This is a genomic window from Bacteroides reticulotermitis JCM 10512, from assembly GCF_000517545.1.
Lineage (GTDB): Bacteria > Bacteroidota > Bacteroidia > Bacteroidales > Bacteroidaceae > Bacteroides > Bacteroides reticulotermitis.
Map to the genome: position 1 here is coordinate 93044 of NZ_BAIV01000011.1, position 24610 is coordinate 117653.

The 24610-nt window shown below is 48.0% G+C and carries 11 protein-coding genes and 5 pseudogenes; 2 read left to right on the forward strand and 14 right to left on the reverse strand.

What is annotated here, in order from left to right:
* The first annotated feature begins 8 nt into the window (after nt 1–8).
* Nucleotides 9–1545 (forward strand): annotated as a pseudogene (locus JCM10512_RS08525) (YifB family Mg chelatase-like AAA ATPase).
* 418 nt (nt 1546–1963) lie between these two features.
* On the opposite strand, the gene JCM10512_RS23645 reads toward JCM10512_RS08525, so the two are convergent.
* The 10 genes and pseudogenes from JCM10512_RS23645 to JCM10512_RS08565 all read right to left on the reverse strand — a co-directional run bounded on the left by JCM10512_RS23645 (nt 1964) and on the right by JCM10512_RS08565 (nt 18147).
* On the reverse strand, nt 1964–2965 hold the full coding sequence (locus tag JCM10512_RS23645; RefSeq protein ID WP_244437035.1) for a DOMON domain-containing protein: 1002 nt from the start codon (nt 2963–2965) through the stop codon (nt 1964–1966).
* A complete protein-coding gene (locus JCM10512_RS23650; RefSeq protein ID WP_244437037.1) occupies nt 2956–3684 on the reverse strand; it encodes a sialidase family protein in 729 nt (242 codons plus the stop codon). The genes JCM10512_RS23645 and JCM10512_RS23650 overlap by 10 nt, the downstream gene beginning before the upstream one ends.
* 120 nt (nt 3685–3804) lie before the next feature.
* Nucleotides 3805–5679, reverse strand: coding sequence for a RagB/SusD family nutrient uptake outer membrane protein (locus JCM10512_RS08535; RefSeq protein ID WP_044162250.1), 1875 nt, complete (start codon nt 5677–5679; stop codon nt 3805–3807).
* Between the two features lie 8 nt (nt 5680–5687).
* Entirely contained in the window at nt 5688–8744 is a 3057-nt protein-coding gene (locus tag JCM10512_RS08540; RefSeq protein ID WP_148298327.1) for a SusC/RagA family TonB-linked outer membrane protein, read from the reverse strand.
* 68 nt (nt 8745–8812) lie between these two features.
* Complete coding sequence (locus JCM10512_RS08545) at nt 8813–9799, reverse strand: glycoside hydrolase family 43 protein (protein ID WP_044162220.1); 987 nt, start codon at nt 9797–9799, stop codon at nt 8813–8815.
* Between the two features lie 36 nt (nt 9800–9835).
* Nucleotides 9836–10825 (reverse strand): NHL repeat-containing protein, encoded by a 990-nt coding sequence (locus JCM10512_RS08550; protein ID WP_244437039.1) that lies wholly within the window; start codon nt 10823–10825, stop codon nt 9836–9838.
* Nucleotides 10801–11193, reverse strand: a complete 393-nt coding sequence (locus JCM10512_RS23655; RefSeq protein ID WP_244437041.1) for an IPT/TIG domain-containing protein — start codon at nt 11191–11193, stop codon at nt 10801–10803. Before JCM10512_RS23655 ends, JCM10512_RS08550 begins: the two co-directional genes overlap by 25 nt.
* A gap of 82 nt (nt 11194–11275) precedes the next feature.
* A pseudogene (locus JCM10512_RS08555) lies at nt 11276–13095 on the reverse strand (glycoside hydrolase family 2 protein).
* Between the two features lie 167 nt (nt 13096–13262).
* Nucleotides 13263–17235, reverse strand: a pseudogene (locus tag JCM10512_RS08560) (hybrid sensor histidine kinase/response regulator transcription factor).
* A gap of 102 nt (nt 17236–17337) precedes the next feature.
* A complete protein-coding gene (locus JCM10512_RS08565) occupies nt 17338–18147 on the reverse strand; it encodes an SGNH/GDSL hydrolase family protein (protein WP_081741261.1) in 810 nt (269 codons plus the stop codon).
* 187 nt (nt 18148–18334) lie between these two features.
* Here JCM10512_RS08565 and JCM10512_RS08570 point away from each other — a divergent pair, with 187 nt between their 5' ends.
* Nucleotides 18335–18520 carry a hypothetical protein gene (locus JCM10512_RS08570; protein WP_044162222.1) on the forward strand — a complete coding sequence of 62 codons (186 nt, stop codon included), beginning with the start codon at nt 18335–18337 and terminating at the stop codon, nt 18518–18520.
* 593 nt (nt 18521–19113) lie between these two features.
* Here the strand turns inward: JCM10512_RS08570 and JCM10512_RS08575 are convergent.
* The 4 genes and pseudogenes from JCM10512_RS08575 to JCM10512_RS08590 all read right to left on the reverse strand — a co-directional run bounded on the left by JCM10512_RS08575 (nt 19114) and on the right by JCM10512_RS08590 (nt 24601).
* Nucleotides 19114–21710, reverse strand: a pseudogene (locus tag JCM10512_RS08575) (glycoside hydrolase family 31 protein).
* Between the two features lie 139 nt (nt 21711–21849).
* Nucleotides 21850–22913 (reverse strand): annotated as a pseudogene (locus JCM10512_RS08580) (family 43 glycosylhydrolase).
* Nucleotides 22914–22930: 17 nt separating this feature from the next.
* On the reverse strand, nt 22931–23428 hold the full coding sequence (locus JCM10512_RS08585; RefSeq protein ID WP_044162223.1) for a hypothetical protein: 498 nt from the start codon (nt 23426–23428) through the stop codon (nt 22931–22933).
* A 33-nt stretch (nt 23429–23461) separates the two neighbouring features.
* Nucleotides 23462–24601 (reverse strand): SusE domain-containing protein, encoded by a 1140-nt coding sequence (locus JCM10512_RS08590; protein ID WP_044162224.1) that lies wholly within the window; start codon nt 24599–24601, stop codon nt 23462–23464.
* Between the last annotated feature and the right edge of the window lie 9 nt (nt 24602–24610).

Below are 24610 nucleotides of genomic sequence, written 5' to 3' on the forward strand. Positions count from 1 at the left end.
AAACCAACGTGTTAATCAAAGTATTTGGAGCAGCTGTTCAAGGAATTGATGCAACACTCATAACAATCGAAGTAAACAGCTCACGCGGCTGTATGTTCTACTCGTCGGTCTTCCGGACTCGGCGGTAAAAGAAAGTCACCAGCGGATAATCTCCGCCCTGCAAGTCAACGGCTATAAAATGCCGACTACTAACCTCGTTGTCAACATGGCACCGGCGGATATCCGCAAGGAAGGTTCGGCATACGATCTGCCGCTAGCCATCGGGTTATTGGGTGCCAGCGAAACCATCTCTTCGGAGAAGTTCTCCCGCTACCTCGTTATGGGCGAACTAAGTCTGGATGGCAGCATACAACCCATCAAAGGCGCACTTTCCATTGCGATCAAAGCCCGTGAAGCCGGTTTTGAGGATTAATTGTACCCCTACAAAATGCACGGGAAGCGGCTGTTGTCGACCAACTGCAAGTGTATGGAGTGAGCAGCATCAAAGAGGTCATCGAGTTTTTCAACAACGAACGTGAACTGGAACCGACATTCGTAAATACACGAGAAGAGTTTTACGCCCAGCAATCACACTTCGATATGGACTTTGCCGATGTGAAAGGGCAAGAGAATGTGAAGAGAGCCTTGGAAGTTGCCGCAGCCGGTGGACACAACCTCATCATGGTAGGTGCTCCTGGCAGTGGTAAATCGATGATGGCAAAGAGACTCCCCTCCATACTGCCGCCTCTTTCGTTGGGTGAGAGTTTGGAAACAACCAAGATTCATTCCGTAGCCGGGAAGTTAAGTCGTAACTCTTCGCTTATCTCACAACGCCCCTTTCGCGATCCGCACCACACCATTTCACAAGTTGCTATGGTGGGAGGAGGAAGTTTCCCCCAACCCGGCGAGATAAGTCTGGCGCACAACGGCGTGCTTTTCTTAGACGAACTTCCTGAATTTACCCGGAGCGTATTGGAAGTACTCCGACAACCTCTGGAGGATCGTCGCATCAGCATTTCCCGAGTAAGAAGCAGTATTGAATACCCCGCTAGCTTCATGTTGGTGGCTTCGATGAATCCCTGTCCCTGCGGTTACTACAACCACCCTACCAAAGCCTGTGTGTGCAATCCCGGTCAAGTACAGAAGTACCTGAATAAAATTTCCGGCCCGTTGCTCGACCGCATCGACATACAGATCGAGATCGTTCCCGTGCCCTTCGATAAAATATCCGACCAGCGATTGGGAGAGTCTAGCGCCTCTATTCGCGAACGGGTTATTCAAGCTCGCCGGATACAGGAAAAGCGTTATGAAGCCAATCCCGGTATTTACTGCAATGCGCAAATGACAAGTAAATTACTAGCTGCATACGCACAACCGGACGAGCAAGGCCTATCACTACTAAAGAACGCCATGAATCGTCTCAACCTATCCGCCCGTGCCTACGACCGTATTCTGAAAGTCTCCCGCACCATTGCCGATCTGGAAGGAAGCGAGCAGATACTTCCCAATCATTTGGCGGAAGCGATCAGCTACCGTAATCTCGATAGAGAGAATTGGGCGGGGTAAAACGAGCCTGCTCTATTTAGATTGCCAAACCCTTTTATCCATCCGAATTTCTACACCGGGATTGAAGCATTGGGCTTCATACCAAGGACAAAATTCCTCCATGCATAAACTCACTCAACGTTCTTAATAAAGAACATGAACGTTTATTAAGAACGTGTCGTAAGTTTATTAAGAACGTTGAAACAAGCATGCAGCGAATCTTCATCGATTAATAGCCCGGTATTTCTATATAAACACCCTCCTTCTCAGGTAATAACAGTTGAGTTAGCAGATATTAATACCTGCCAACTAAGCTATTAACACCCCAAAGATCAAGAATTAACTCTTGATAAGGCGACTAGCAAGCACCTATATACGGAGTGTTTTAGGCTGACTTATACACCTGCGGCACCACTTAGCTCAAGCCGCCCCGCAGGACTCATTCGAGTTTTACTTCCCTTTGAGACTCATCTTTACCCAAGTATAGCTTATTCAAATTGCTATGCACCAATTCCTCCACATAGTATTTGGTAGATAGAGCCGCACCGATACGCATCTCCTCTTTATTAAACGAACTCTTCAGCGGAATCGTGAATGTAAGGCTATAACCTCCGGCTGTTAATGAATGAGATACTTTCAGGCCGTCCAGCTGGGCATTGATCCATTTTCCCTCTTTACCTTCCCATACCATAGCATCACCCTGATACGAACACCATAGTTTATAAGCCCCTTCGGCAGGTTCGGTCAAACAGCTGTTCTTCGTATCCAGACAAAGATATACGCCGCTACCTTTGGCACTCCCTTGTCCTCCCGAATAGAGTTCTGTGTCCTGAATCTGACAGGTTACATAAAGATTGCCAGCATCTTTTCGAACTTTGGCACGCAGATTAGCCTGTCCCGTATGTCCGATAAAAAGAGACGCTTGGGCAGCCTCAACAGGGCCGACCTCCAAGTCACGCATCACATGTCCCTTGATAAAGCAAGGCGAATCGGCTCCATCCCGGTAGTTGCTAGCAGCCAAAGCAACCACGGTATTAGCATCCCATACGGCTACAGAAGGCCAAAGCGCATGCTTCCCGTCGGGAATGGGGAACGGGCGGGTACGCCGGGTAAAGTCACGTGCCTCCTTATCGCCGATGGCAACCTCCATGGTGCAATAAGGCAACCGATCGCCCAATTGGTCGGCATGGATCTTATCATCAACCTGATAAGAGAGCAGCGTCTCACCGGTAGGGAGTACAGCCAAATAGGGAGCACCCATATAAACCCAATCTTCAACCGGTTCGCCTAGAGCTTTACCACGCTGAGGAGAATCGGCCAAAACCGGAGTCTTCCAATTATCGACCAATTTGGTACGCACGGTATAGGGTTTGAAAGTAACAAAGCCACAATCTTCGATCACGCAAACAATCTCATCGCCAACCAATTTGCTCACCGGCATGCGTCCCGACTACCGGCACGGAAACAGACCGTTTTAAAATCACCCCACGTCTGTCCGTTATCTTTCGAAGTTAACATCGATATTTCCTGCTCATTCGAATGTGTATAGGGTCCTTCGTTGGCGAAATAAACCTGCACGTCGCCATTGGGCAGTTGCAGGAACGAGGGTTCCCAGCAGCCATCCGCAAACCGCGGTTGTGCTTCATAGATAATCTGTGGAGCACTCCACGTGACTCCTTGATCCGTACTACGCCGTATAGCAATGGAGAAAGGCGTTATCTCGGCTGTTTGAGGCCGATAATTGCACCCCACCAACAAATCGCCATTAGCCAATTGTATAATTTCCGAATTGGCGATATTCACCCGTGTCGTTCCCTGCCCGTTCGTGAGCTCATGTATACTGAAAAGGAGAGTCGGTTCGCCCCACGTAGCTCCGTCGTCCGTACTGCGTCGCATCTCAAAACCCGTAACATGGTTCTCGTAGACCGCAACCACCGATTGGTCTTGCAAACGAATGGAACGGGGATAACCTCCCCGTTCGGTCAGTTGCCGGATCGATCCGTAATCCCAACCAATCCGAATACCATCCACCGGTTTGCCTTTCGAAGGCTGATAACCCGTTTCTACACCCTCCTCTACGCCGTCATTACTGCAAGCCCAGAGCGTAGAGATACCCAGACAGACCAGCCATGCAGCTAAAGATAATCTTCTAATTTTCATTGTTCAACCTTATTAAAAAGAGACTCCTTTCTCCGGAAAACAAGTTTCCAAAGAAAGGAGTACTCGTTCATCATTACCTCACAATCATTTACCTTCCCCTTCTACCTATATGTATGCTTCTCATTCCCAGAAAGGAGATTGTACCAGTCCGATCCGTTTATCGATTTCGTTCTGTGGGATCGGGAACAGATAGTGTTTCTTTTCGAATACCCGGGAGTCGCCCACGGTAGCCCGTTTGCTGTAATCAACCTTGTTAGTTGCCGTGATGTTCATGCCATGCACGTAGCCGTTATCTGTTTTCTCGGCAATCTTCCAACGGTGACAGTCGAAGTAGCGATGTCCCGATTCAAAAGCCAGTTCAACCCGACGCTCGTGACGAATACGCTCACGCATCTGATCTTTATCCAGTCCCTTGGTCAACCCCGGCAAACCTGAACGGTTCCGAATCGCATCGACATATTTATAAACATCGGCCACAGGACCCTTAGCCTCATTCAACGCTTCGGCATAGTCGAGGTAAAGACTACCTACCCGGAAGATGATCGAAGCCTCTTTCGTGCCACCTTTACCGTTCACTACATCTACACCCTCATCGGAGGTTTTACGCAACAAGTATCCCGTGCAGCAGTAATCGACTTTCGATACGTTGATACCGTCCTTACCACCCTGATAGAACTCCAGCTGACGTCCGCGCCATTGTTGCCCGTTAAAGTTGATCGAGACATAGAAACGTGGTTCGCGGCCTACATACATATTATATACTCCGGTCGGGTAATGACTGCCTGCTGCCGTAGCAAAACCGGTTTCCGAATAGCCGCTAGATGCATTGATAATAGGTGTTCCATCCGCATTGTATCCGGTAATCGGCGTTGTTCCGTCCGCCATTTCGTAAGCATCCACCAGTTCCTGAGTCGGACAAAGACCACTCCAACCACCCATTCCATTGGCAGTCATACATTTTTCCTGATGGATATTATCGCTATACCCCGTACCCTGGTTACGTGCGAAGATATACTCCTTATTCCACTTCTTAGACGGTAAGAACAGCTCCAAATAGTTCTTATAGCCATTAGTCGGCTCATCGGAATAATACAATCCGTAGTAAGACGAACCCTCTACCTTATCAATAGCTTCCTTGGCAGCAGTGGCAGCCTTCTCCCACTTCGTATCATCCTTCGCACCGAAGAGCAACGTACCATCCGCATTGGCGTACTGTGCATAATCCGGATTCCCGTTGAATAGCGGACTTGCGGCATAGAGCAGTACACGCGCCTTCAAGGCATAAGCAGCCGCCTTGGTAGCACGGCCGTACAAAGATTCCGCTACTGTACCACTGGCGTTGGTATAGATCATTGGCAAAGCACCGTCAATACCAGCCTGACAATCCCCAACAATGAAATCAACGCATTGATCGAATGTATTTCGGGGGAAATTAGTCATGTTATCATCCATTTTCAAGGCACGATCCATGATGGGAACCGGGCCGTGGCTACGCAAGAGAAAGAAGTGCAACATGGCTCTCATAAAACGAGCCTCACAGATCCACACGTCTTTCGTCGCTTGCGGAGCCGGACATGAAGCTATATTCTCCAAAAACACATTGCACTGACGTATCCCTTCATAATAACGCCACCACATGGCATAAGACTTACCCTGACTGGAACTGCCTTCCAACATTTTTGGATTCCAACTTCCCCGATTCATCTCCTTCGCCATCGGGTACGTCCAGGTAATATTCATCTCGTCGGACGCACCGCTCCAAGCACCAAGCGCCCAATAATCGTTGTCATTGTAGTTCGTTTCGCAAGGGAGATAGTCATAGGCACGCAGTAGGAAGCGCTCCGTATACAGCTCATTGGCGAATACCTCTTCCAACGTAATGGAAGTAGCGTCATCCGGAGTCTTGTCCAGATAATCATTGCATGAAGTAGCAACAGACGCCCACGCCAACAGGCATAGTGCCATTACTTTTATAGTCATTCTAGGCTTTTTCATATTCATTACTATTTAAAGTTAATCTGGAAACCAAAGTTAATACTCCGCTGCATCGGATAGCTACCCACACCGTTATTCGATTCGGGGTCTACAATCTTAATGTAATCCAGCGTCAGCAGGTTCTGTCCGTTGCAGAAGAGGCGGATGTTGTCCATAAACATCTTATCGATAAGTCTTCCTTTAAACGTATACCCAATCTCCGCGCTCTTGAGACGCATATACGCTCCATTGCGCATGTACATCGTCGAAGTTTGGTAGTTGTTGGGGCTGTTGGCATTGATCACAATCGGGTATTCTGCCGTAGCAGCCGTTGCCGATGTCCACCGATGATCGTACACCTCCCTCAACACATTCCATGTTCCTTCACCACTCTGGAACGGATAAGCCGTTGCTCCCTGCAAGAAGAAGCTGGTTTTGGCTGCACCGGTAAAGAAAAGGCTGACATCAAATTTCTTGTAAGCCACCGTTCCACCGAATCCGAACATGATTTCCGGCGTACGCGGATTGCCAATAGCCACTTTATCATACTCATCGATCACGCCATCGTTGTTAACATCCTGGTACTTGATGTCACCGGGGCGTACGACGCTTTGAAAGGTCTGTTTGGGACTATTCTTTATGTCATCCTGATCTTTGAAGAAACCCAAGGCAACCAGCCCGAATGTTTGGTCGATGCGACGGCCGCGAGCATCCTGATATTCGTACTTCGGTATCGGTTCGTCGTTCTCGATTATCTTATTGCGAGCAAAAGAGAAGTTACCACGTAGCGAGTAGAACAGGTCGCTATGAACCCGTTTTTTGACTTCAAGTGCTGCTTCGATACCCTTATTCTCTGCCTTACCCAAGTTACCTACCGGAATACTGCTACCGGAGAATCCGGCCAGTACAGGTACCGTTTTGCGGGAGATCAGAATACCATCACGCTTTTCTTTAAACAGATCCACCTGCAAAGAGACCACGTCATTGAACAGTCCCAGGTCAAAGCCGATATTCAGTTTCTTGGCTGTTTCCCACGTCACGTTCTGGTTACCGGTTTGTCCTTCCATAATACCTGCCAGATAGTTATTGCCTTCTTTACCCATATATCCGCCCGAAGCGTTCATATTCATGGTGGTGAGATAGAGGAAGCGCGTGCTGGAGGAAATATCATTTCCCACCTTACCGTAACTTCCGCGCAATTTCAAATTGCTAACCCACCAATCCGAATTCCAGAAGTTCTCGTTCGTCAACACATAGCCCATTGATACCGAGGGGAAGAAGCCATAACGCTTGCCTTTCGGGAACTGCTCCGAACCGTTGTATCCAAAGTTAAACTCGGCAAAATAACGCTGCAAGAAATTGTAGCTCAACCTTCCGGCGATACCTTGGCGGCGATAAGGAACCGATCCCGTACGATCGGTATTACGCAAGTCCACATAATCACGACGATTAAACAGAAACATCGCCGCTACGCTATGCGCATCGAATGTACGGTCGTAGTTGGCCGCCACTTCATAGTAGACCGCCCGGTTAGCCGCTTCCCACAGCGATACGTTCTTTATATTCTCATTACGCAAAATGTTGTAGATAGCCTTTCCGTCAGCATCCTCACCCATGTATTGCTTTACCTCAAAGTCTTTATAGTACTGCTTATTGTTGGCATAGTAGTGGTCGTAAGCAAAACGTCCGCTAACCGCCAACCCTTTGGTGAGCAAAGAAGAGAGATCCCAACGTGCAGAGAAGGTGCCTTGCAGGGTATTCCAGTTCTGTGTTTCATAGCCACTTTGCGTAGTCATTCCCCAAGGGTTATTCCCCAAGAAAGTAGGCGAGGCCCCCGGACTGCCGTCAGGGTTTTGAACCGGGAACGACAAAGGAGGGGTGATACGTATCGCGTTAAAGATATCAGGCTGGCTCTTTCCCGGGAAGTTACGGTTCTGTATGATACCGCCTACACCTAGTTCGACCGACAAGTCTTTCGTCAGGCTCACGTCCACACGCGACCGATAGTTGTAACGGTTGATGCGACTGTTTGTACTGTACGCATTGTTACCGTTGTCACGATAAAGTCCGCTTTGCGTAGTATAACCCACATTCACGAAGTAACGGACTACTTCCGTACCCCCTGTTATATTTAGATTCGTAATACTTTGTGTTGTACTCTTCTTAAGTACCTCGTCTACCCAGTTTACGTTGGGATAGAGGTAGGGACTGCTGCCATTCTTAAAGAGATCTATCTCCTCATTCGTGTACGCCATATTGGAAACTCCGGCATTCTCACGCGCTTCGTTCATCAAACCTGCGTACTCGGCCGCATTGATGTATTCCGGATAACGCATTCCGGTAAGTACCGCATATTCCGAACGCAAAGTCACTTTCGGTTTGCCCAACTGGCCGCGTTTCGTTGTGATCAGAATAACCCCGTTGGCACCCCGAACCCCATAAACCGCAGTAGCGGAAGCATCTTTCAACACCGAGATGCTCTCCACCTCTTCCGTGTTAATCGTATTCATATCCCGTTCGATACCGTCGACAAGAATCAACGGACTGCGGTTTGTCCATGTGCCGAAGCCACGGATATACACACTTGCCTGATCATAGCCCGGTTCGCCGGTTGCCTGTCGGGTCACGATACCCGGAATCTGTCCGCCCAGCGTGTTACTCAAAGACGGGGTAGCGATCTTAGCTATTTCTCCGGTCGATATGTTAGACACCGAACCGGTAACACTGATTTTCTTCTGTGTGCCGTAGCCTACTACGACTACTTCATTCAGCTTGCTTACCTCCTCTTGCAGCACCACATTGATGATTCTACTGCCGCTGATCGGTATCTCCTGCGTAACAAAACCGATATAGCTAAACTCCAGAATGGCGTTGCTGCGTGTATCAATCGTGTACTCGCCATCCATATTTGTAATGACACCTTGCGAAGTTCCCTTTATCTTAACGGTAGCTCCTACAACCGGTTCTCTGGAAGCATCGGTTACATTTCCTTTGACTTGCAACTGCGTGCTTTGTGCAAAAGAAGTCCCGCTCTCCACCAGGCACATCAAAAAGACAACGACCCAAGTCGCAAGTCTTTTAATCATTCGCTCATTTTTATTCATTATAGTATTAGTTTTAAATAGAAAGTTACTTACTCACGTTTTCTTAGGTACTATTTCAGGACTTTGGGTTTGATAACGGTTCCGCTGATAGAAGCGACGCCTTGATCGGATATGGCAAAGTCTTTGAGGTAAGAGGTACGCGGATGTATTTCCTTCGCACTCCAATGAGCATGAAAGATATATTTCCAACTGCCATCCGGACACTGAAACGGTGCTCCGTGCCCCGTGCCTACCAACCCGGTAGAAGTATCTCCTTGCAGGATCGGATTAGTCTTCGACTTAGTCCAAGGCCCTTTGGGCGATGTCGCGGTGGCATACCCTACACCATAGCCTTTGTTCTCATAATGGTTGGCAGAGTAGATCAGGTAATAGGTGTTGTTCTTTTTAAGTACCGAAGGACCTTCGGCCACTTTTCCCTGTAAGATTTCCCACGCTTCTTCGGCCTTCACACATTGAGTCAGGGTCTCCGTTTTAATGCTCTTCAAATCGGCATTCATCTGAGCTACCCAAATCACATTCCCATCGGTGAAGCGTACAAAGTAGAGATACGGCGTGCCGTCGTCATCGATAAAGAGGGAAGTGTCGATACTCTTCTCCGCCCAGATCGGCTGTTTCACCTCTTGACGGAACGGGCCCGTAGGAGTGGAAGAAGTAGCCACACAAATATGCTCTTCGACGGAGTAGAACATATAGAATTTCTTTTGGGAAGCGATGTAATAGACTTCCGGTGCCCAGAAACCCCATGTTCCATACGAATCGGCGGCCGAAAGTGCCTGCTCTTCCCGTTTCCAGTACTTCAAATCAGTAGAAGAGAAGCAGGGAAAGCCTTCGTTGGATGTTGCTCCCGTACCATAGGCATAATATTTACCCTCATGAACCAAAACGTACGGATCGGCAATCGGCAAATAATTAGTCTCGACAGTGACTGTTCCGCCTCCGCCTTTATCGTCTTCATCGGTGGGATCGCTGCTTCCGCAACAAAACACGAGGAGACAAGCAGGCAGGAGCAACAGTGAATTTATTTTCTTTTTCAACATAAACGTTCGTTCTTAATTTTACATAGTCCGGATTCATTACTCTTCTTTGATCTGACGAATACGCCAATTCTGGCAATCGGATACATAGAGGCTCTTCCCACTACCGACCGCTATGCCGTAAGGCTCGTTAAATTTGGATGAGAGCGCCAATCCATCCACGTACCCGGTAGTCCATCCGATACCTGCATACGTGCTTACATTTCCGGCAGGCGTAACCTTGCGAACAGTACGCCCGTAGCGAGTCGTCACAAACAAATTGCCTTCGCCGTCAACAGCTATTTGCGCAGGTTGGTCCATACGCGCGTTCGTTCCTTGTCCGTCGACAACGCCCCATACGCCATTACCGGCAAAACGGGTCAGGTTGCTACATTTCTTGGTAACCAGGTCATAGTCAGCTTTCAGCACACCTTGATAAGGATCACGTCCTCCCCAGTAAAGCGTCTTTCCATCGGGAGAAAAAGCAAGGCATCCATATCCACCGTCTCCGCCTATGTTCTGCAAGTTCCCGGCAGCATCGGGGAAGAGTCCCTTCACCAATTGGTCAATCTCCGGCTTGGTGATTACATACTCACATGTCTCGGTTGCTTTATTATACCGATAGACATGGCGCCCCCAATGGTACGTGAACAACGAACCGTCTTTCGGATTGACAGCGATACCGTTGATGTGCGGATTCGGGAATTTGGTAGAGGCAATATACGCCTGAAGATCCTTGAAGCCACCTTTACGTGTTACCATACCTACGGCTACAGGATTCTTTATCAAATCATTCGCGTTATCACTTCCCATAAACAAGGTATCTCCGGTCAGTGAGAAGCAAATACTCCGTACATTATTCATCAGCGAGGTCGTAGAGCATAAGGTCTCTATTTTGCCATTCTTGATTCGCCGGATGCGGTGTTCGCCCTCATCCTGAAGGATAAACAGCGCATCGTCCGTCTTATCATAAGCGAGTATGATCGGCCATTGCACGGAAGACTGTAACGAAACTCCGTCGGTAGTCACGTTTTGTCCGTTACCGGCCACTGTATATACGGAACGGATATATCCATAGGAGAATAGCGTAGGATAACTATACTCACGCTCACCAACCTGACTTTAACTACACCGCTGCCACTCTCTTCGGCAACTTTGGCGCTTATCCGGGTAGGAGCGACTGACAGTACCTCGGCCTCTTTTCCGTTTACCCATACCTGCACTTGGTCCACATCCTCCCCAAAATTATTACCGCGGATCGAAAGTACCGTTCCTCTGGCACCCTCTGTAGGTAGATAAGTCTGGAAGACCAGATCAGAATTCTTTAACCCGCCGGACCAATCCTTCTCCTCTGTGCAGCTAGCCGAGAGACCAGCAATCAGCAGAAAGGTGCCGACATACAATAACTTGTTTTTCATGTTCTTAATTCTATTGGTTAAACATTAGTATATATAGATCCCCTTAAATAAGGATTCACGTCAGACGTTTTATGGTTAGTGACTATCTCAATGAATGGCAAATACGAGTATTCACACTCCTCACAGCCTGCTCATCGAGTTTAATCACCTTGCGGTCGTACGTCATCAGCCCGTTCACCTCCACTTCCACATCGGTTGTTTGGGTGTAGACGGCTGCTGAGAAGCCATGCGTAATCATCGTTTCCAACATCTTGGCATACTTCAGGTATTCATCCGTAGCCTCCTGTGAAGAGTTGAACTGAATGTATCCCCAGTTCTGATTCGGTTCCCAGATATGTTCTTTCAGCACCAAACCGATTCCTCCATACTCACCGAGCACGGTCGCACGTTGCGCATCATACAGATACATCTCCGGTCCGGGATAGTTATGCAGGTCGAGCATATCGCCACAAGCGTAATGATTACCTCCACTCGCCGGATTGACCAGCCGGGAAGGATCGTATTGCTTAGTCCACTCCGCTATTTCCTGCGTTTTGAATTGTCCCCAGGCTTCATTAAAGGGCACCCATACACCGATGCAAGGATAGGAGTAGAGACAATCCATAATTTCTTTCCACTCTTTGCGATAGATCGCTTCGGACTCAGCAGAACGCTTAAACTCGGTTCCGTTGAAATAGCTGCGGTTCTGCACTCCGGGTTGCGATCGCCGCTGGGCATATCCTGCCAAACAATGACTCCCAACCGATCACAATGCGTATACCACCGAGCGAGTTCCACCTTGATATGCTTCCGGATCATGTTAAAGCCGAAGTCTTTGGTCTTTTTGACATCGTAAGCCAAGGCTTCATCGCATGGAGCCGTGTACAAGCCATCGGGCCACCAACCCTGATCCAGCGGGCCATATTGGAAAAGATCCTGATTATTCAATTGCAAACGGACAATCCCCTTTTCGTCGCGCTTGGTCGAGTACTTCCGCATAGCAGCATAGCTATCCACCCGGTCAACCTCTTTGCCATTGCAGCATAACCGCAGTTTCACCGTATATAAGAAAGGAGAGTCGGGCGACCATAGCTTCATATCAGCAGGCATGGCAATGCGTACGGGTTCTCCGTTTACAGACGCACCGGAAGAGACCAGTCGTTGTCCATCGTAGACCGATGCTTCGGCGCGGATATAGCCAAGCTGAGTCGCAGCATTGGTTTGTACCTCTATTTGCAACTGTCGTTGATCGATATCAGGAGTAGTTTTCAAAGCTGTGATATAGGTTTCGGGCACAGGTTCCAACCAGACAGTCTGCCAGATTCCGGATACGGGGGTATACCAAATACCTTCCGGCTTGGCAACTTGCTTACCCCGAGGTTGCACTCCCTTATCGGTCGGGTCCCATACACGCACCAGTAATTGGTTGGCTCCTTTCGTAAGAGCTGCCGTTACATCGAAAGAGAATGGAGTAAATCCTCCGGTATGTCTACCTACATTCACTCCGTTCACCCATACATCGGTCTGCCAATCGACCGCCCCAAAATGCAGCAAGACACGTTTGCCCTTCCACGCGGCAGGGAGATTGAAGCTGCGATTATACCACAGTTCCTGATCCTCATTCAGGCGCTTGCCCACACCCGACAAGGATGACTCTACGGCAAAGGGGACCAGAATCTGCCCGTTGTAAGTTGCCGGCAAGGATTCGCCTCGTTTCTGAATGGCATAATTCCAAAGTCCGTTGAGGTTTTCCCACTCACTCCGCTCCATCAGCGGGCGAGGGTATTCGGGTAATACGTGCTGCGGATCGATCTTCTCAGCCCAGGCGGTCTTGATCTTATCACCCACCGGATGCCATTGTGCAAAAGCGGAAGTACTAATCGCTACACTTACTAAAAGGAAGTTCAATAGTTGTTTTTTCATGGTATAAATCGGATACTAAAGATAAATATTACTTGCTGTGATAGAGGCAAAGTTACCTGCGGTGAACCAGAATGATTGCAAGGAATTGGCCTCATATTACAAGAATTTATCCAAAAACAGGGACATACCGATTATTGCTGTTTTTTGGTCATTTTATTAAAATCCGTTCACGGCGCAAAATCCTTGGGCAGGACTCCGAATTGCTTTTTGAAGCAGTTCGAAAAGTAGGATGGCGAACCGAAGCCAACCATATAGGCAACTTCCACAACTCCATATTCTCCTTCGGACAAAAGCTGAGCAGCCTTTTTCAATCTTTCCAGTCGCAGGTATTCATTGGGGCTCATATCGAGTATGCCTTTCAACTTGCGATAGAAGTTGGAACGCCCCATATTCATCGAATCGGCCATATCGTCGATCAATAGTTCGGTATTGTCCAAATGCTGCAGCACGTATTCGTTTAGCTTCTGCATAAAGAGTTCATCCGTTTTCGTCGACGCCATCGTATCGGCTTTCACGAAGGGAGAGTCGATAAACTTGCGCCGCAGTCTCTCCCGATTGGCTAGCAGATTGGCTACGCTCACTCGTAGGTATTCCACCGAAAAAGGTTTTTCGATATATGCGTCGGCTCCTTGTTCAAGTCCCTCTATCTTCGATTCCATATGCGTTTTGGCTGTCAACAAGATCACTGGGATATGGCTATATTCGAGGTTGGTCTTTAGGTGGGTGCAAAGCTCCAATCCATCCATCTCGGGCATCATCACATCACTGACAACCAGGTTGACATCCTCCCGGGAGAGGATACGTAATGCTTCGACTCCATTCGCAGCCGTAAACACATTGTACAGGGCGGCCAGTTGCTCGATACGAATCCTAACATATCTTTATTGTCTTCTACGACTAAAATGGTGGCCTTCTTATGCCTGTCTTTCTCCATGAAAGCTCTTTCCGCCTCGACCGCTTCGCCGGGAATGAGTGGATCCGGTAGCCGGGTTATTTCCTCTTCCGACCGGTGTACAATCGGAATGGTGAGAATAAAACGGTTGCAGTCTGTAGCTTGATCCATCACTAAAACTCCATCGTGCAACTCGGCCAAAGAACGAGCCAGTGCAAGTCCGATCCCGGTACCGGGGATGGAACTCTTACTATCCCGGTACTGTACAAAGGGGCGGAATATTTCATCACGCATATCCGGCGGTACAATTTCGCCGTCGTTAGTCATCCGAATAGAGAAGGTTTCTCGCTGCACATCAACAGACAAACTGAGGTGAGCGTAGGTTTCGGCATACTTCAACGCATTGGTCAGTAGGTTGCTGAGTATTTTTGTCAGGGCTTCTTTATCCACAGAAACTGATAGTTCGCCATCCGGAAGATCGATTGTAAAGTCCAACGCCCGCTGTTTGGCCAAGGTCGTAAAACGATTATAGACAGATTGCACCAGATCGAGCAGGTTACACTCCACGGCATTGAGTCGAAATCCTTTATTTTCCGTTTTACGAAAATCGAGCAATTGGTTGGTCAGGTTCAGCAGTCTTTCGGCATTCTGATCCATGATCTCGAGTTCCATCCGGACATCCTTCGCGAGTTCTTTTTCGTGCAACACACTTTCCAACGGGCTCTTGATGAGTGTCAGCGGGGTACGGATTTCGTGTGCCACATTGGTGAAAAAGTCGATCTTTGACATATAGAGTTCCCGTTCTTTCTCCTGCTCAAACTTCTCCATAGCCCGTTGATGTTTATTAGCCGAACGCCGTTTCAAATAAAGAAGAACAGCAAAAGCGCTCCCTACGATGAGTAGAAAGTAGAAGGCATAGGCCCATACCGACAAGTAGAACGGCGGTAGAATACGTATCTTCAGCGCCCGAACGTCGGGGTTCCATATTCCATCGCTATTGGCGCCTTTCACCATTAAGGTATACGTACCGGAAGGTAAATTGGAATAGGTGATAAGCCCCTTCCCCACCGGAAACCACTCGGTATCAAAGCCGTCCAGTTTGTACATCAAGGTATTCATGTCGGGAGCCTGAAAACTAAGGACGGCCACACCGAAAGAGAATGAATTCTGACTCGACTTCAGCTCCAGGTAATCGCATAGAGTTATACTTTGTTGCAGCGGAGAGCCTTTAGTCCCCACGGGAACATTCTTATTGAACAGGATAAAATCGGTAATAACCACCGGAGCAATGAAGTCATTGCCTACAAAGGTCGATGGATCGAAGGAAATAAAACCATTGATACTGCCTAAATAAATCCGCCCGTTCTTATCTTTATAGCTGGATTGGTAATTGAATTGATTGCTCAACAACCCGTTTGCCAACGTATATACTTTAAACTTAGCGGTTTTCGGGTCGAAATGCAACAGGCCTTTATTCGTTGTAATCCAGAACAATCCTTTCTCGTCTTCTTCGATCCGATAGATAACGTTGCTCGGCAACCCGGTATGGGAGTCGTAAGAAATAAACTTCTTCTCCATCGGCTCATAGCGGCAGAACCCTCCTCCTTGCGTCGTAAACCAAAGTTGATTCTGACTATCCTCGAAGACATTCAGCACCTTATTGGAAGGAAGACTATGCGGATCGGCATCGCTGTGGACGAAATGCTCCCACTCGCCGGTACGTATGTTACACTTATAAACCCCATTGACATAGGTAGCCAACCACAGATTCCCTTGTTTATCCTCTTTGATGTGGTAAATAAACACGCCTTCCAGTTCCGGGATCTTTTCGAAAGTGTCAGTCTCCGGGTGGTAACGTGCCAAACCGATGGTTGTTCCGATCCAGACCTTACCGGAAGTGGTCCGACAGATTGAGAAGATGTCATTGGATAAGTTACTATAGTGCTTGACTGCGTGCGTTTTCAAATCTATTCGATTTAATCCTTTGGAGAAAGTGCCCACCCACAGATAATCTCCATCCAAACAGAGTCCGTGTACATTGCGGTGAATCTCCGGGTGATGGAATGCCGTAACCTCATCCGTTGTCGGATTGTAACGAAACAAACCCTTATCTTCTGTTCCGAACCAAATCGTACCGTCCCGATCGGCGCAGAACTCACGTACTCGTTTGCCCATCTCATCGGATTCGGTACGGGGGTAGTACTTATCAAAATAGGTGTATTGCATCGGATAGTAATTGACTCCTCCGAAATAGGAACCAATCCACATGCCTCCTTCCCGGTCTTTACAGATCGAGTAAATGGCATTGTCGGAGATTGAATACGGGTCGCCGGTTACATTCTGCAGATGAATATCCTTCCCGCTACGCAAGTTATAGATATACAACCCCGACTCGGTCCCCGCCCACAACTCGTCATCGGAGTAAAAGGCAATCTCTCTGACATAAATATCATCTCCCGATTCGTCTTTGGAGAGAAGCTCTCGCACGGTTTTATTGGTCAGGTTGATCTCTTTCAACCCCTTCATGGTGCCTGCATACAGACAATTGTAAGGGCCCGGCAGGAGTTTACAGATGTAATCGTTCCGAAAAGGCTCTTTCCCGTTCTTGGGGAAAAGCGGGTGCAAAGTCCGAAGTTTATCATTCGAATAGTATAGATTCCCATCGTGCACATCAATCCAGCAGGTATTGTCCGAATCGAAGCAAAGCCTGCCTAGGTTCGTGAAATCCAGCTTGCCGGAAGCATCGGAGAGGTAGTTTATCATCCGCTTACTTGACTGATTATAGTAAAAGAGCCCTTGCCCCTGCGAGGTAATCCAAATGCCCCCGTCCTGATCGCCGGTTATGGAGTTGATGGTATGGTCAATAAGGGTATGCTTGTTACTCTTTATTTCAAAACGCTTTACCGCCTCGGTTTGTGGAGAGTAAATGTAAATGCCGACATCGGTTCCGATCCAAATCTGTCCCTGAATATCTTCGTACAAGGCTGTCACAAAGTTATTGCCGAGAGTTCCCGCTTCCTTCATATAGGCGTGGAAAGAGATTCCGTCGTATCGATCTAATCCGTCTTTGGTACCAAACCACATGAAGCCTTGCCTATCCTGAAGTATGGCATGGACCGTGTTTTGCGACAATCCGTTGTTAATACTCAGCGAGCGAAAGGTGTAGTGCCTGTCACTCGGAGAGGCAGACAAGCAAGGAGGTAAGAAAAACAGGCCAAAAGCAGCCAGAGGTAACGTAGTGTTTTCATAATTTGATGCTTTAGAGCGAAGAACGCAGGTTCATAAAACAACCATTCTCTCTCTTTATTTAGCCCGCCTGAACAGATCGTTGCCCACCTGTTCGGATTGGCTTAATGGAGAGACAGCCCGGAGATAAAACGATAGGCGATTGCAGTCAGTACTTCGACAGCCGCCATATTATCCTCGGCTGCGGGGTGAATGCCATCTTTACACCAGGTGGTGCGCAGGTTAGTAAGCGTCCAACCGGTCTGACTCCGCACATCGCAAACGGGAATACCGTAATGCTGCCCGATAGCTACAATGAGATCGTTCATCTTCCGATACCCATTGCGTGCGTTCAGGAAGAAGTTCGGCTCATCGGCATCATCTGCATAATGGGTAAAGAGTACGATGTTGGCACCCGGCTTCTTTGCAAGGAGAGAGGTTATGATGCGATTGTAGGCACCCAGAAAAGTAGATGTACGTTGGTCTGTCCAATCCAAATGAGTCAAATCCAGATTCAGGAAGTACTCCTTATCAAACTGTCCGTCGTTAGCTCCGAAATCGAAGACAAATAGATCCGGTTCGCGGTCGGTTCCAAGCAGGTCGAGCAGCTGTTTTTTGTACCCCTTTTCAAAGTTCTCGTTGCTAAAGGCCAAGTTGTCGAAATGTTCAACTCCGGGCTTAAACATTAAGGTAGAGCCACTCACACATCGGTTTTGAATGATTCCTCCCAGCTTGACGACTGCTTTATTGGCGTACGACCACTTACCGGGTTGATCGTAATGGGGAAAGCCTGCCGGAATGGAGGTTCCATACCAAGCCACTACTTTGTTGTACACCGGTGATTGCGGAGTTTGATCCGTTGAAGTACCCTCATCAGCCCGGCAAGAGATGAAAGCAAGGGATAGACAAATAAAAGACAATAATTTATGGCACATGTTCTTCTTTTTGATTTAGTTGTTAACCAGACAAACCAGCCGCGGTTGGGAGTAAGCTACTTGGCCCCTTTCAACACTGGAAAGTAATAGCAAAACTAGCAAACCACAACTGCTCCCTATATCAAAATTTGGGCTATGATTAAAAGATTTTGTTCCAAACACCGCTAAAACGGGAAAAACGGATGGTTTGGGGCAGGTAATAGAGCGTTTTATCGGTAATGCCCGAACACTTGAAGAGATTTGCCAAGCCAACCTCTTCGCCGATCAACAGAGCGAAAGCGCATCGAAAACGACAATATTTAGGAAGTGTATCGACCCGGTTGCAACCGATCGTTATTTTACAAACCGACACGGCTCATCACCGATGGGATAAGTCAGCCGGGAGAGAGAATTGCCCGAAGTGGGATCGAAAGGAACAAAGAAACGGAAGTGTTGAAAAGAACCACCCGAATCCAGGGGTGTTTCTTTCCCTGTTTGAATGAATCACCTATGTATTTGGGGTAAAAAATGTCTATAAAAAGATGTTTCGTTTTTGTCTTTCAGCCTTCAGCCTCCGGGATAACGAGCTGTATGATAATAAGTTCAGGCTGAAAGCTGAAGCCTAAATCGGGTTTCAGCCTTCAGCATTTCGCTGTTACATCGAACTGAACCGACCGTAACAGTGGGGATGCCTATGCAAAGCATAAGCCATCACTGGTATGCAATGCAGCATCAAATAGCCTGGCCAACATGGGTTGGCTGAGTAGCGACCTTGGTTGTCCGATCAGACGGCTAACGTTGGCTGATCGGTCGACCCGTGCCGGCTGCTGCGCAAGTCCGGTGTAAATCATAAGTTACTGCGTTAGGTTTGCAGCATCGCTCGGCACAAATGCGCAGAACAGACCTTGCACGCATACATTTCCTCGGACGGAAGTATCGGTGCAAAGCCAAAGAGGCCGCAAAACTCTTCGTTTTGCAGCCCCTTATTTATCTGTTCGCATTCTTTCTGCCTAGCCAGACAGAGACGTGTTCTACGTCCTTATTTGGCGGTCCAGCCACAGACTGTAAAAACCATTTTGCATTAGCTTCGTTCAATCCCTGGCGTTTCAGTACTTCGGGAAGATCGTTATAGCTTTTCCAGAACTCTGCTAAGAGCGTAGGTAACTCAGCAGGCGCATAGCTCACCGCTTCGTGTAGGCTTCCCATTTTGCCGAACTCCTCTTTGAAGCAGATATACGAATCACGGTATTTAAGCAACTCCATCGATTTGGCAATCCGGTTGGACACGCCCAACACTCCATTCAGCTGTACCGTTTCAGTAGGATAAACCACCTTTACGACTTTTTCCTGATTGCATGGCATGGCAGGTAAATCGATCACAAGCGCAAATTCTTCACCCGAATAAACATACTTTGCAGGATGTCCATTGACGGTAACCGACTGAGGAACAAGAGAGGACAAGAGTTTTACTTTAAACGACCGGGAAGAGGGCATATCAGCGTACTGCCCTTCACGCCTGCCAATGACAACCGTTTGTTCTTGCCCCTGACGGGAGCTCGTCAACTTAGTCAAAGCATATTCCGACGCATATTTTTTATCATTTCCATTGTCTTCATAAAGAGTGAAAGAGGAACTGTCCTTGCCACCCGGGAATACGGTGACCACCACATCTTCATCGTTACCACTCAGATTCATCACTTTCTCCGTGTAAAGCGGCAATACGGCTCCCGCTTTCACGTAAATCGGATACTCATCGATAGCGAACGGACGTTCTACCACTTGTCCGCCTGTCAACAAGGTACCTGTATGCCATTCATACCATTCGCCCTCAGGTAGCCATACATGCATCTGAAGATAGCCGTCTTTTACCGGAGCAGTGGCAGGTGCAATCAACATATCGTCTCCGAACATATATTCACTACGAAAATCGTACGCCTCCCTACTATCCGGATAATCATAATACATCGGACGGCAGAGCGAGAGTCCTTCATCATACCCCTTACGCGCCATGGTATAGATATACGGTGCCATTTCATAACGCTGGCGAATTGTCTTGCGGAGAATGTCACCGTATTCTTTGTTAAACACCCAAGGCTCTTTGTTCAACCCGGCACTCTTCTGAGAGTGTGTGCGCATAATCGGAGTCAAGGCCCCAAATTGCAACCAACGCGTGTACATCTCCGGATCGATTTTGCTACCGATATGTCCGCCCAGGTCATGACTCCAATAGCCATACAACACGTTGGAAGCGGTGGCGTTGAAGTAGGGCTGAAAGTCCAGACTTTTCCAGGAGACAACCGCATCGCCCGAAAATCCAACCTGATAACGGTGGTTGCCCAAGCCTCCCCAACGGTGATACAGCATCGGACGCGTTTCCCGATGTTGCTCCATCTGCGTAAAGAAAGAGTAGTTGATCCACCAAGTATTACTCAGGTTCTTAACTTTCGGGTCATAGATTCCTTGTTGCCAATCCAACCACCAAAAGTCACTCCGTCCTTTTCCATCAGTGTCAGTATATGCTTAAACATCTTTTGCATAAACTTTTTATCCGAATTGATCCACGGAATGGTTTGTTTGCTCTGAGGGTCGATTCCCATGTCTGCCGCCAGGCCCGAGTAATTCTCTTCGTAGGAAGCCACACCGTCTGCCGGATGCAGGTTAAGCGTTACCTTTACCTTGTTATCTTTGAGGTATCCCAGAAACTGTTTCGGATTCGGAAAAAGATCTCTGTTCCAGGTCCAGCCCGTCCAACCGCCTTTTCCTTTTTCCGTATAATGCCAGTCCATATCCACAACCAAAACATCCAAGGGTATCTGATACGTATGGAAATTGTCGATCAGATTCCGGAACTCCTTATCCGAATACAGCCAATAGCGAGACCACCAATAGCCAAATGCATATCGGGGTGGCAACGGAACCTTGCCGGAAAAGAGGGTGTAGTCCTTCAAAGCAGCCTTGTAGTCACGGCCATAAGTCATGAAATACCAGTCCTGACCTCCATTCGCGGGACGTTCTTTGACCCAGTTCCAATCAGGGTCGTTATCAAACAAAAGCCCCTTCGAGTCATCGATAAAGGTCCAGCCGTCGGTAGCCAGCAGCCCATCTTCTAGTTTCAGCTTTTCGCCTTGCTTTGTGTCAGCCACCCAGGTTTGCGATTGAGTATCTCCATCCATCCCGTCCAAGGTACGATAGGTCCCTTTCAGGTTCCCTTTTTGTTGTATACCCGGCTTCCATGTAAAAGGAGAAGCCCCCTTTGCAGCGGTTATAACGAGGTTCCGGTCTGTAAACTGACCGCTATTCTTCTTATAGCGCATCTTCATTTTCGGAGTCGCTATTTCAATCCATCCGCCGCTTGTCTTTAGCTGATAAGTTGCTTGAGGATATAACCGATTGACAGCCAGATGCGATGCGTCATCTACAAACACGCCATCGGGAGCGTATTCCAAGCGGAGCACTCCGTCGGAGATAACTGAGAATCGTACATTGGCATCTGTATACGCAATGTTCCGCTGCGTGTTTTGAGCTTGCGAAACGGACAGCACACCTTGTAGGATGCAGAGTAAAAACAGTAATTTCTTTTTCATAATTACATTAAAAACCAATAAGTTTACGGTTCAATCTTTTATTAGACACAAAAATAATATCCTATACTGAAAGTAGGAATGAAAGTCTTCCTTTTTTTAGAAATGCAGGGTGGCTGCATCTACAGCCACCCTGCATTATTTACTTACTCTTCTTGAAAACCGGGGCTTCCGCTTTTACCTGCGAGCCGCCGCCCAGCACATACGGCCAGTCATTGTCATCCCAATAAACCCTATCAAGTAGAACGACACGACCGAGATCCGTGTTCGAAGTCCGATAAGCGTGATAGAGTATCCAATCTTTACCTTCATCGTCTTGTATGATTTCAGCATTGTGCCCAGTACCTAAGAATGCGTCATTCTTGGATATCAAAACTTCATGCTTGTTGTCGTTCATATCCTCACCGGCTTTGTTGAGATAGGGACCAAAAAGATCGGTGGAGCGTCCCAGTACGGTTTGATACGTACTCTTGGCACCCTCACAGCAGGTACCTGTCGAACAAAACAGATAGTAGTAAACTCCTCTTTTCAGGATGTAGGCCGCTTCGTAGCCACGGGTGTTATTGGTGGCGGCGGCTACTTTCCGTTTGGTCGCTTTGGCCTGTGCAATTCCACCTTTCAGTGAAAGTCCGTCTTCACTGAGTTCAATTCCCCAGATGCCATACCAACTTCCCCAGAAGAGATACTTCTGACCGTTGTCTTCGATATAGAAAGGGTCGATGCTGTTGTGCACATCAATTTCATTACTTCTGAACAGTTTGCCCAGATCTGTGAACGGACCTTCGGGCGTGTCCGAAACGGAGACACCAATGCCGCAGGTTGCCCGCCGCCCCACTTGGACATGGAGTAATACATCACGTATTTCCCATCGATATAGTTGATATCCGGTGCCCATATCCCGGCTTCAGGCTCCCAAGCCGGCTTGCTCTTCTCCTCGTAAGCATTGCCTACGTAATCCCACCGAACCAGATCGGGGGACTTATACACCGATGTGTTACCACCGGTAGCATAGAGATAGAATGTTCCATCGGCTGCCCGCTCTATGGTAGGGTCGGGAGCATCGTGGTCGATCACCGGATTGGTGTACCAAACTTTATCTTTCAGAGGCGGTTGCACATCCTCCCCACTCGGTTCATTACTGCTGGAACATCCCCAGGAGAAAACAGAGAGAAGCCCGATTGTAATTGCATATTTTATATAAAGCATACTCATATTGGATTTAATTAGTTAGTAGTCAGGTCAACATCAGGAGCGATTACCACATGGATGTTGGATGTCTTGGAGGCTTTAGCGGCCTCCGCATTTATCGGTGCCCCGTCCGCATTCAAAGCCTCCAGCGTGATTGTCATCAAGGCCTCCCTCGAATCAGTAGCTAAGAGTCCAAAAGCATGCAGATAACCCAGGATGTCCTGGTTGGTAAACTGTTGCTCCCGAACGCCGTTATAGGTCAGGGTACTCTTATTCACAACATCGATCGTATCTTCCTGCTCTTCCGCACCCAGTGTAATGACGTACTTGGAAGCATTTTCCAGGTTCAGCCATCGATATACAAAAGCGACTCCCCCCAGATTCTCCTGCGTTATCTGGATATAATACTCGGCAGACTCCACTTCCACCCTCGGCAAGCGTGGCTGCGGATCGCCCACTCCCTCGACGTCACTGCAAGCTCCCAATACAAACAGACTGGCAAGCAAACAGCATATAATAACTTGTTTTTTCATGATTTCCTTGTTTTAATTAGCTTACTACGAAGATTATTGCACGGGATCGAGGTAGATCTTCATTTGATCCAGGTCGACGGTCAGGGTATATTTCCCGTCCGAAGCAACCGACCATTTCAAATCACCTCCATCATTTTGATACCTTCCCTCTCCAAGTTCATGCTCGGTAGCAGGATTGGCCCCTGCATGAGGAGCGAAGAAGAATTTACCGCTCCAGTTTAATTCCAACGAGAGTTTAAACTCATTGTCTCCACCCCTGAAGTAGAAATTGCCGGTATAAGTCAGGCGTTCCGGGTGACGCGGGTCTTTACTTAGTAAGGCCCCTTTCTCCTTGTCGAGGTTCCACCCGACATCGCAAGAGTTACCCACAATCCATACGCCGCCCATTGGCAAAGGATAGATACGCACGATGTTGACGTCCAACATATTCAGGTCGGCAACAACGGTATAGGTACCCGACTTGGTATTTACTAACATCTCATGGTCTCCCCCTGCCCCTACATACTTCAAGGAGTTATCTCCATTTTCACCTTTCACATAACCCGGATAATCTTCGCTGGCACTGAGTGCAAAGTAGTACTTGCAGGGTTCCAATGTGATTGACGACTGATAGACACCGGTTCCGACAACCTTCTCAGTCATTCGACGAACGGTTTTCACACCGTCATCAGCCACCATCACCATGTAAATCGCAGTGGCATTCTTATCGTATCCGGTTACATTGATTTGTGTTTTCGACAACTCCGGCTTGAGATATTGAACGGAGGAGTTGACTTGGGCAATAACCTCTGCTTCGATGGTCGTTTTACTACCGGGCAAGATGTTCCAAGAAGCCAGGATGTCATTCAGTTCACTATGCGTAAAGCTGATGGAGAACTCGCCTGTTTCAATCTGATACAATTCGGTCACATTCGTACGCAGATCCGACATATACATTCTGAAATAATACGTCGTACGGGCATCCGCACCGCCACGTTGGGCAGCAGCATCCCATGTAAATGTAACGGCAGCCTCGTGCTCCTTCTCTTTCTCCAAAGTCGTTTCAGCAACAGAGGCCTTCAAGTGCATCTGATCTACCGGATTTTCCAATGTATAGTACTCCGGATCTTTGTTGCAGCTCGCTACGATCGACATCAGAAAGAGCAAGCATACTAGTCTCATTATCTTATTCATAATTATGCT

Coding starts and splice junctions, on each gene's coding strand:
- JCM10512_RS23655 (WP_244437041.1), bottom strand. CDS start 11,193: ATGAAAAACAAGTTATTGTATGTCGGCACCTTTCTGCTGATTGCTGGT.
- JCM10512_RS23650 (WP_244437037.1), bottom strand. CDS start 3,684: ATGAAAATTAGAAGATTATCTTTAGCTGCATGGCTGGTCTGTCTGGGT.
- JCM10512_RS08545 (WP_044162220.1), bottom strand. CDS start 9,799: ATGTTGAAAAAGAAAATAAATTCACTGTTGCTCCTGCCTGCTTGTCTC.
- JCM10512_RS23645 (WP_244437035.1), bottom strand. CDS start 2,965: ATGCCGGTGAGCAAATTGGTTGGCGATGAGATTGTTTGCGTGATCGAA.
- JCM10512_RS08585 (WP_044162223.1), bottom strand. CDS start 23,428: ATGAAAAAACAAGTTATTATATGCTGTTTGCTTGCCAGTCTGTTTGTA.
- JCM10512_RS08590 (WP_044162224.1), bottom strand. CDS start 24,601: ATGAATAAGATAATGAGACTAGTATGCTTGCTCTTTCTGATGTCGATC.
- JCM10512_RS08535 (WP_044162250.1), bottom strand. CDS start 5,679: ATGAAAAAGCCTAGAATGACTATAAAAGTAATGGCACTATGCCTGTTG.
- JCM10512_RS08565 (WP_081741261.1), bottom strand. CDS start 18,147: ATGTGCCATAAATTATTGTCTTTTATTTGTCTATCCCTTGCTTTCATC.
- JCM10512_RS08540 (WP_148298327.1), bottom strand. CDS start 8,744: ATGATTAAAAGACTTGCGACTTGGGTCGTTGTCTTTTTGATGTGCCTG.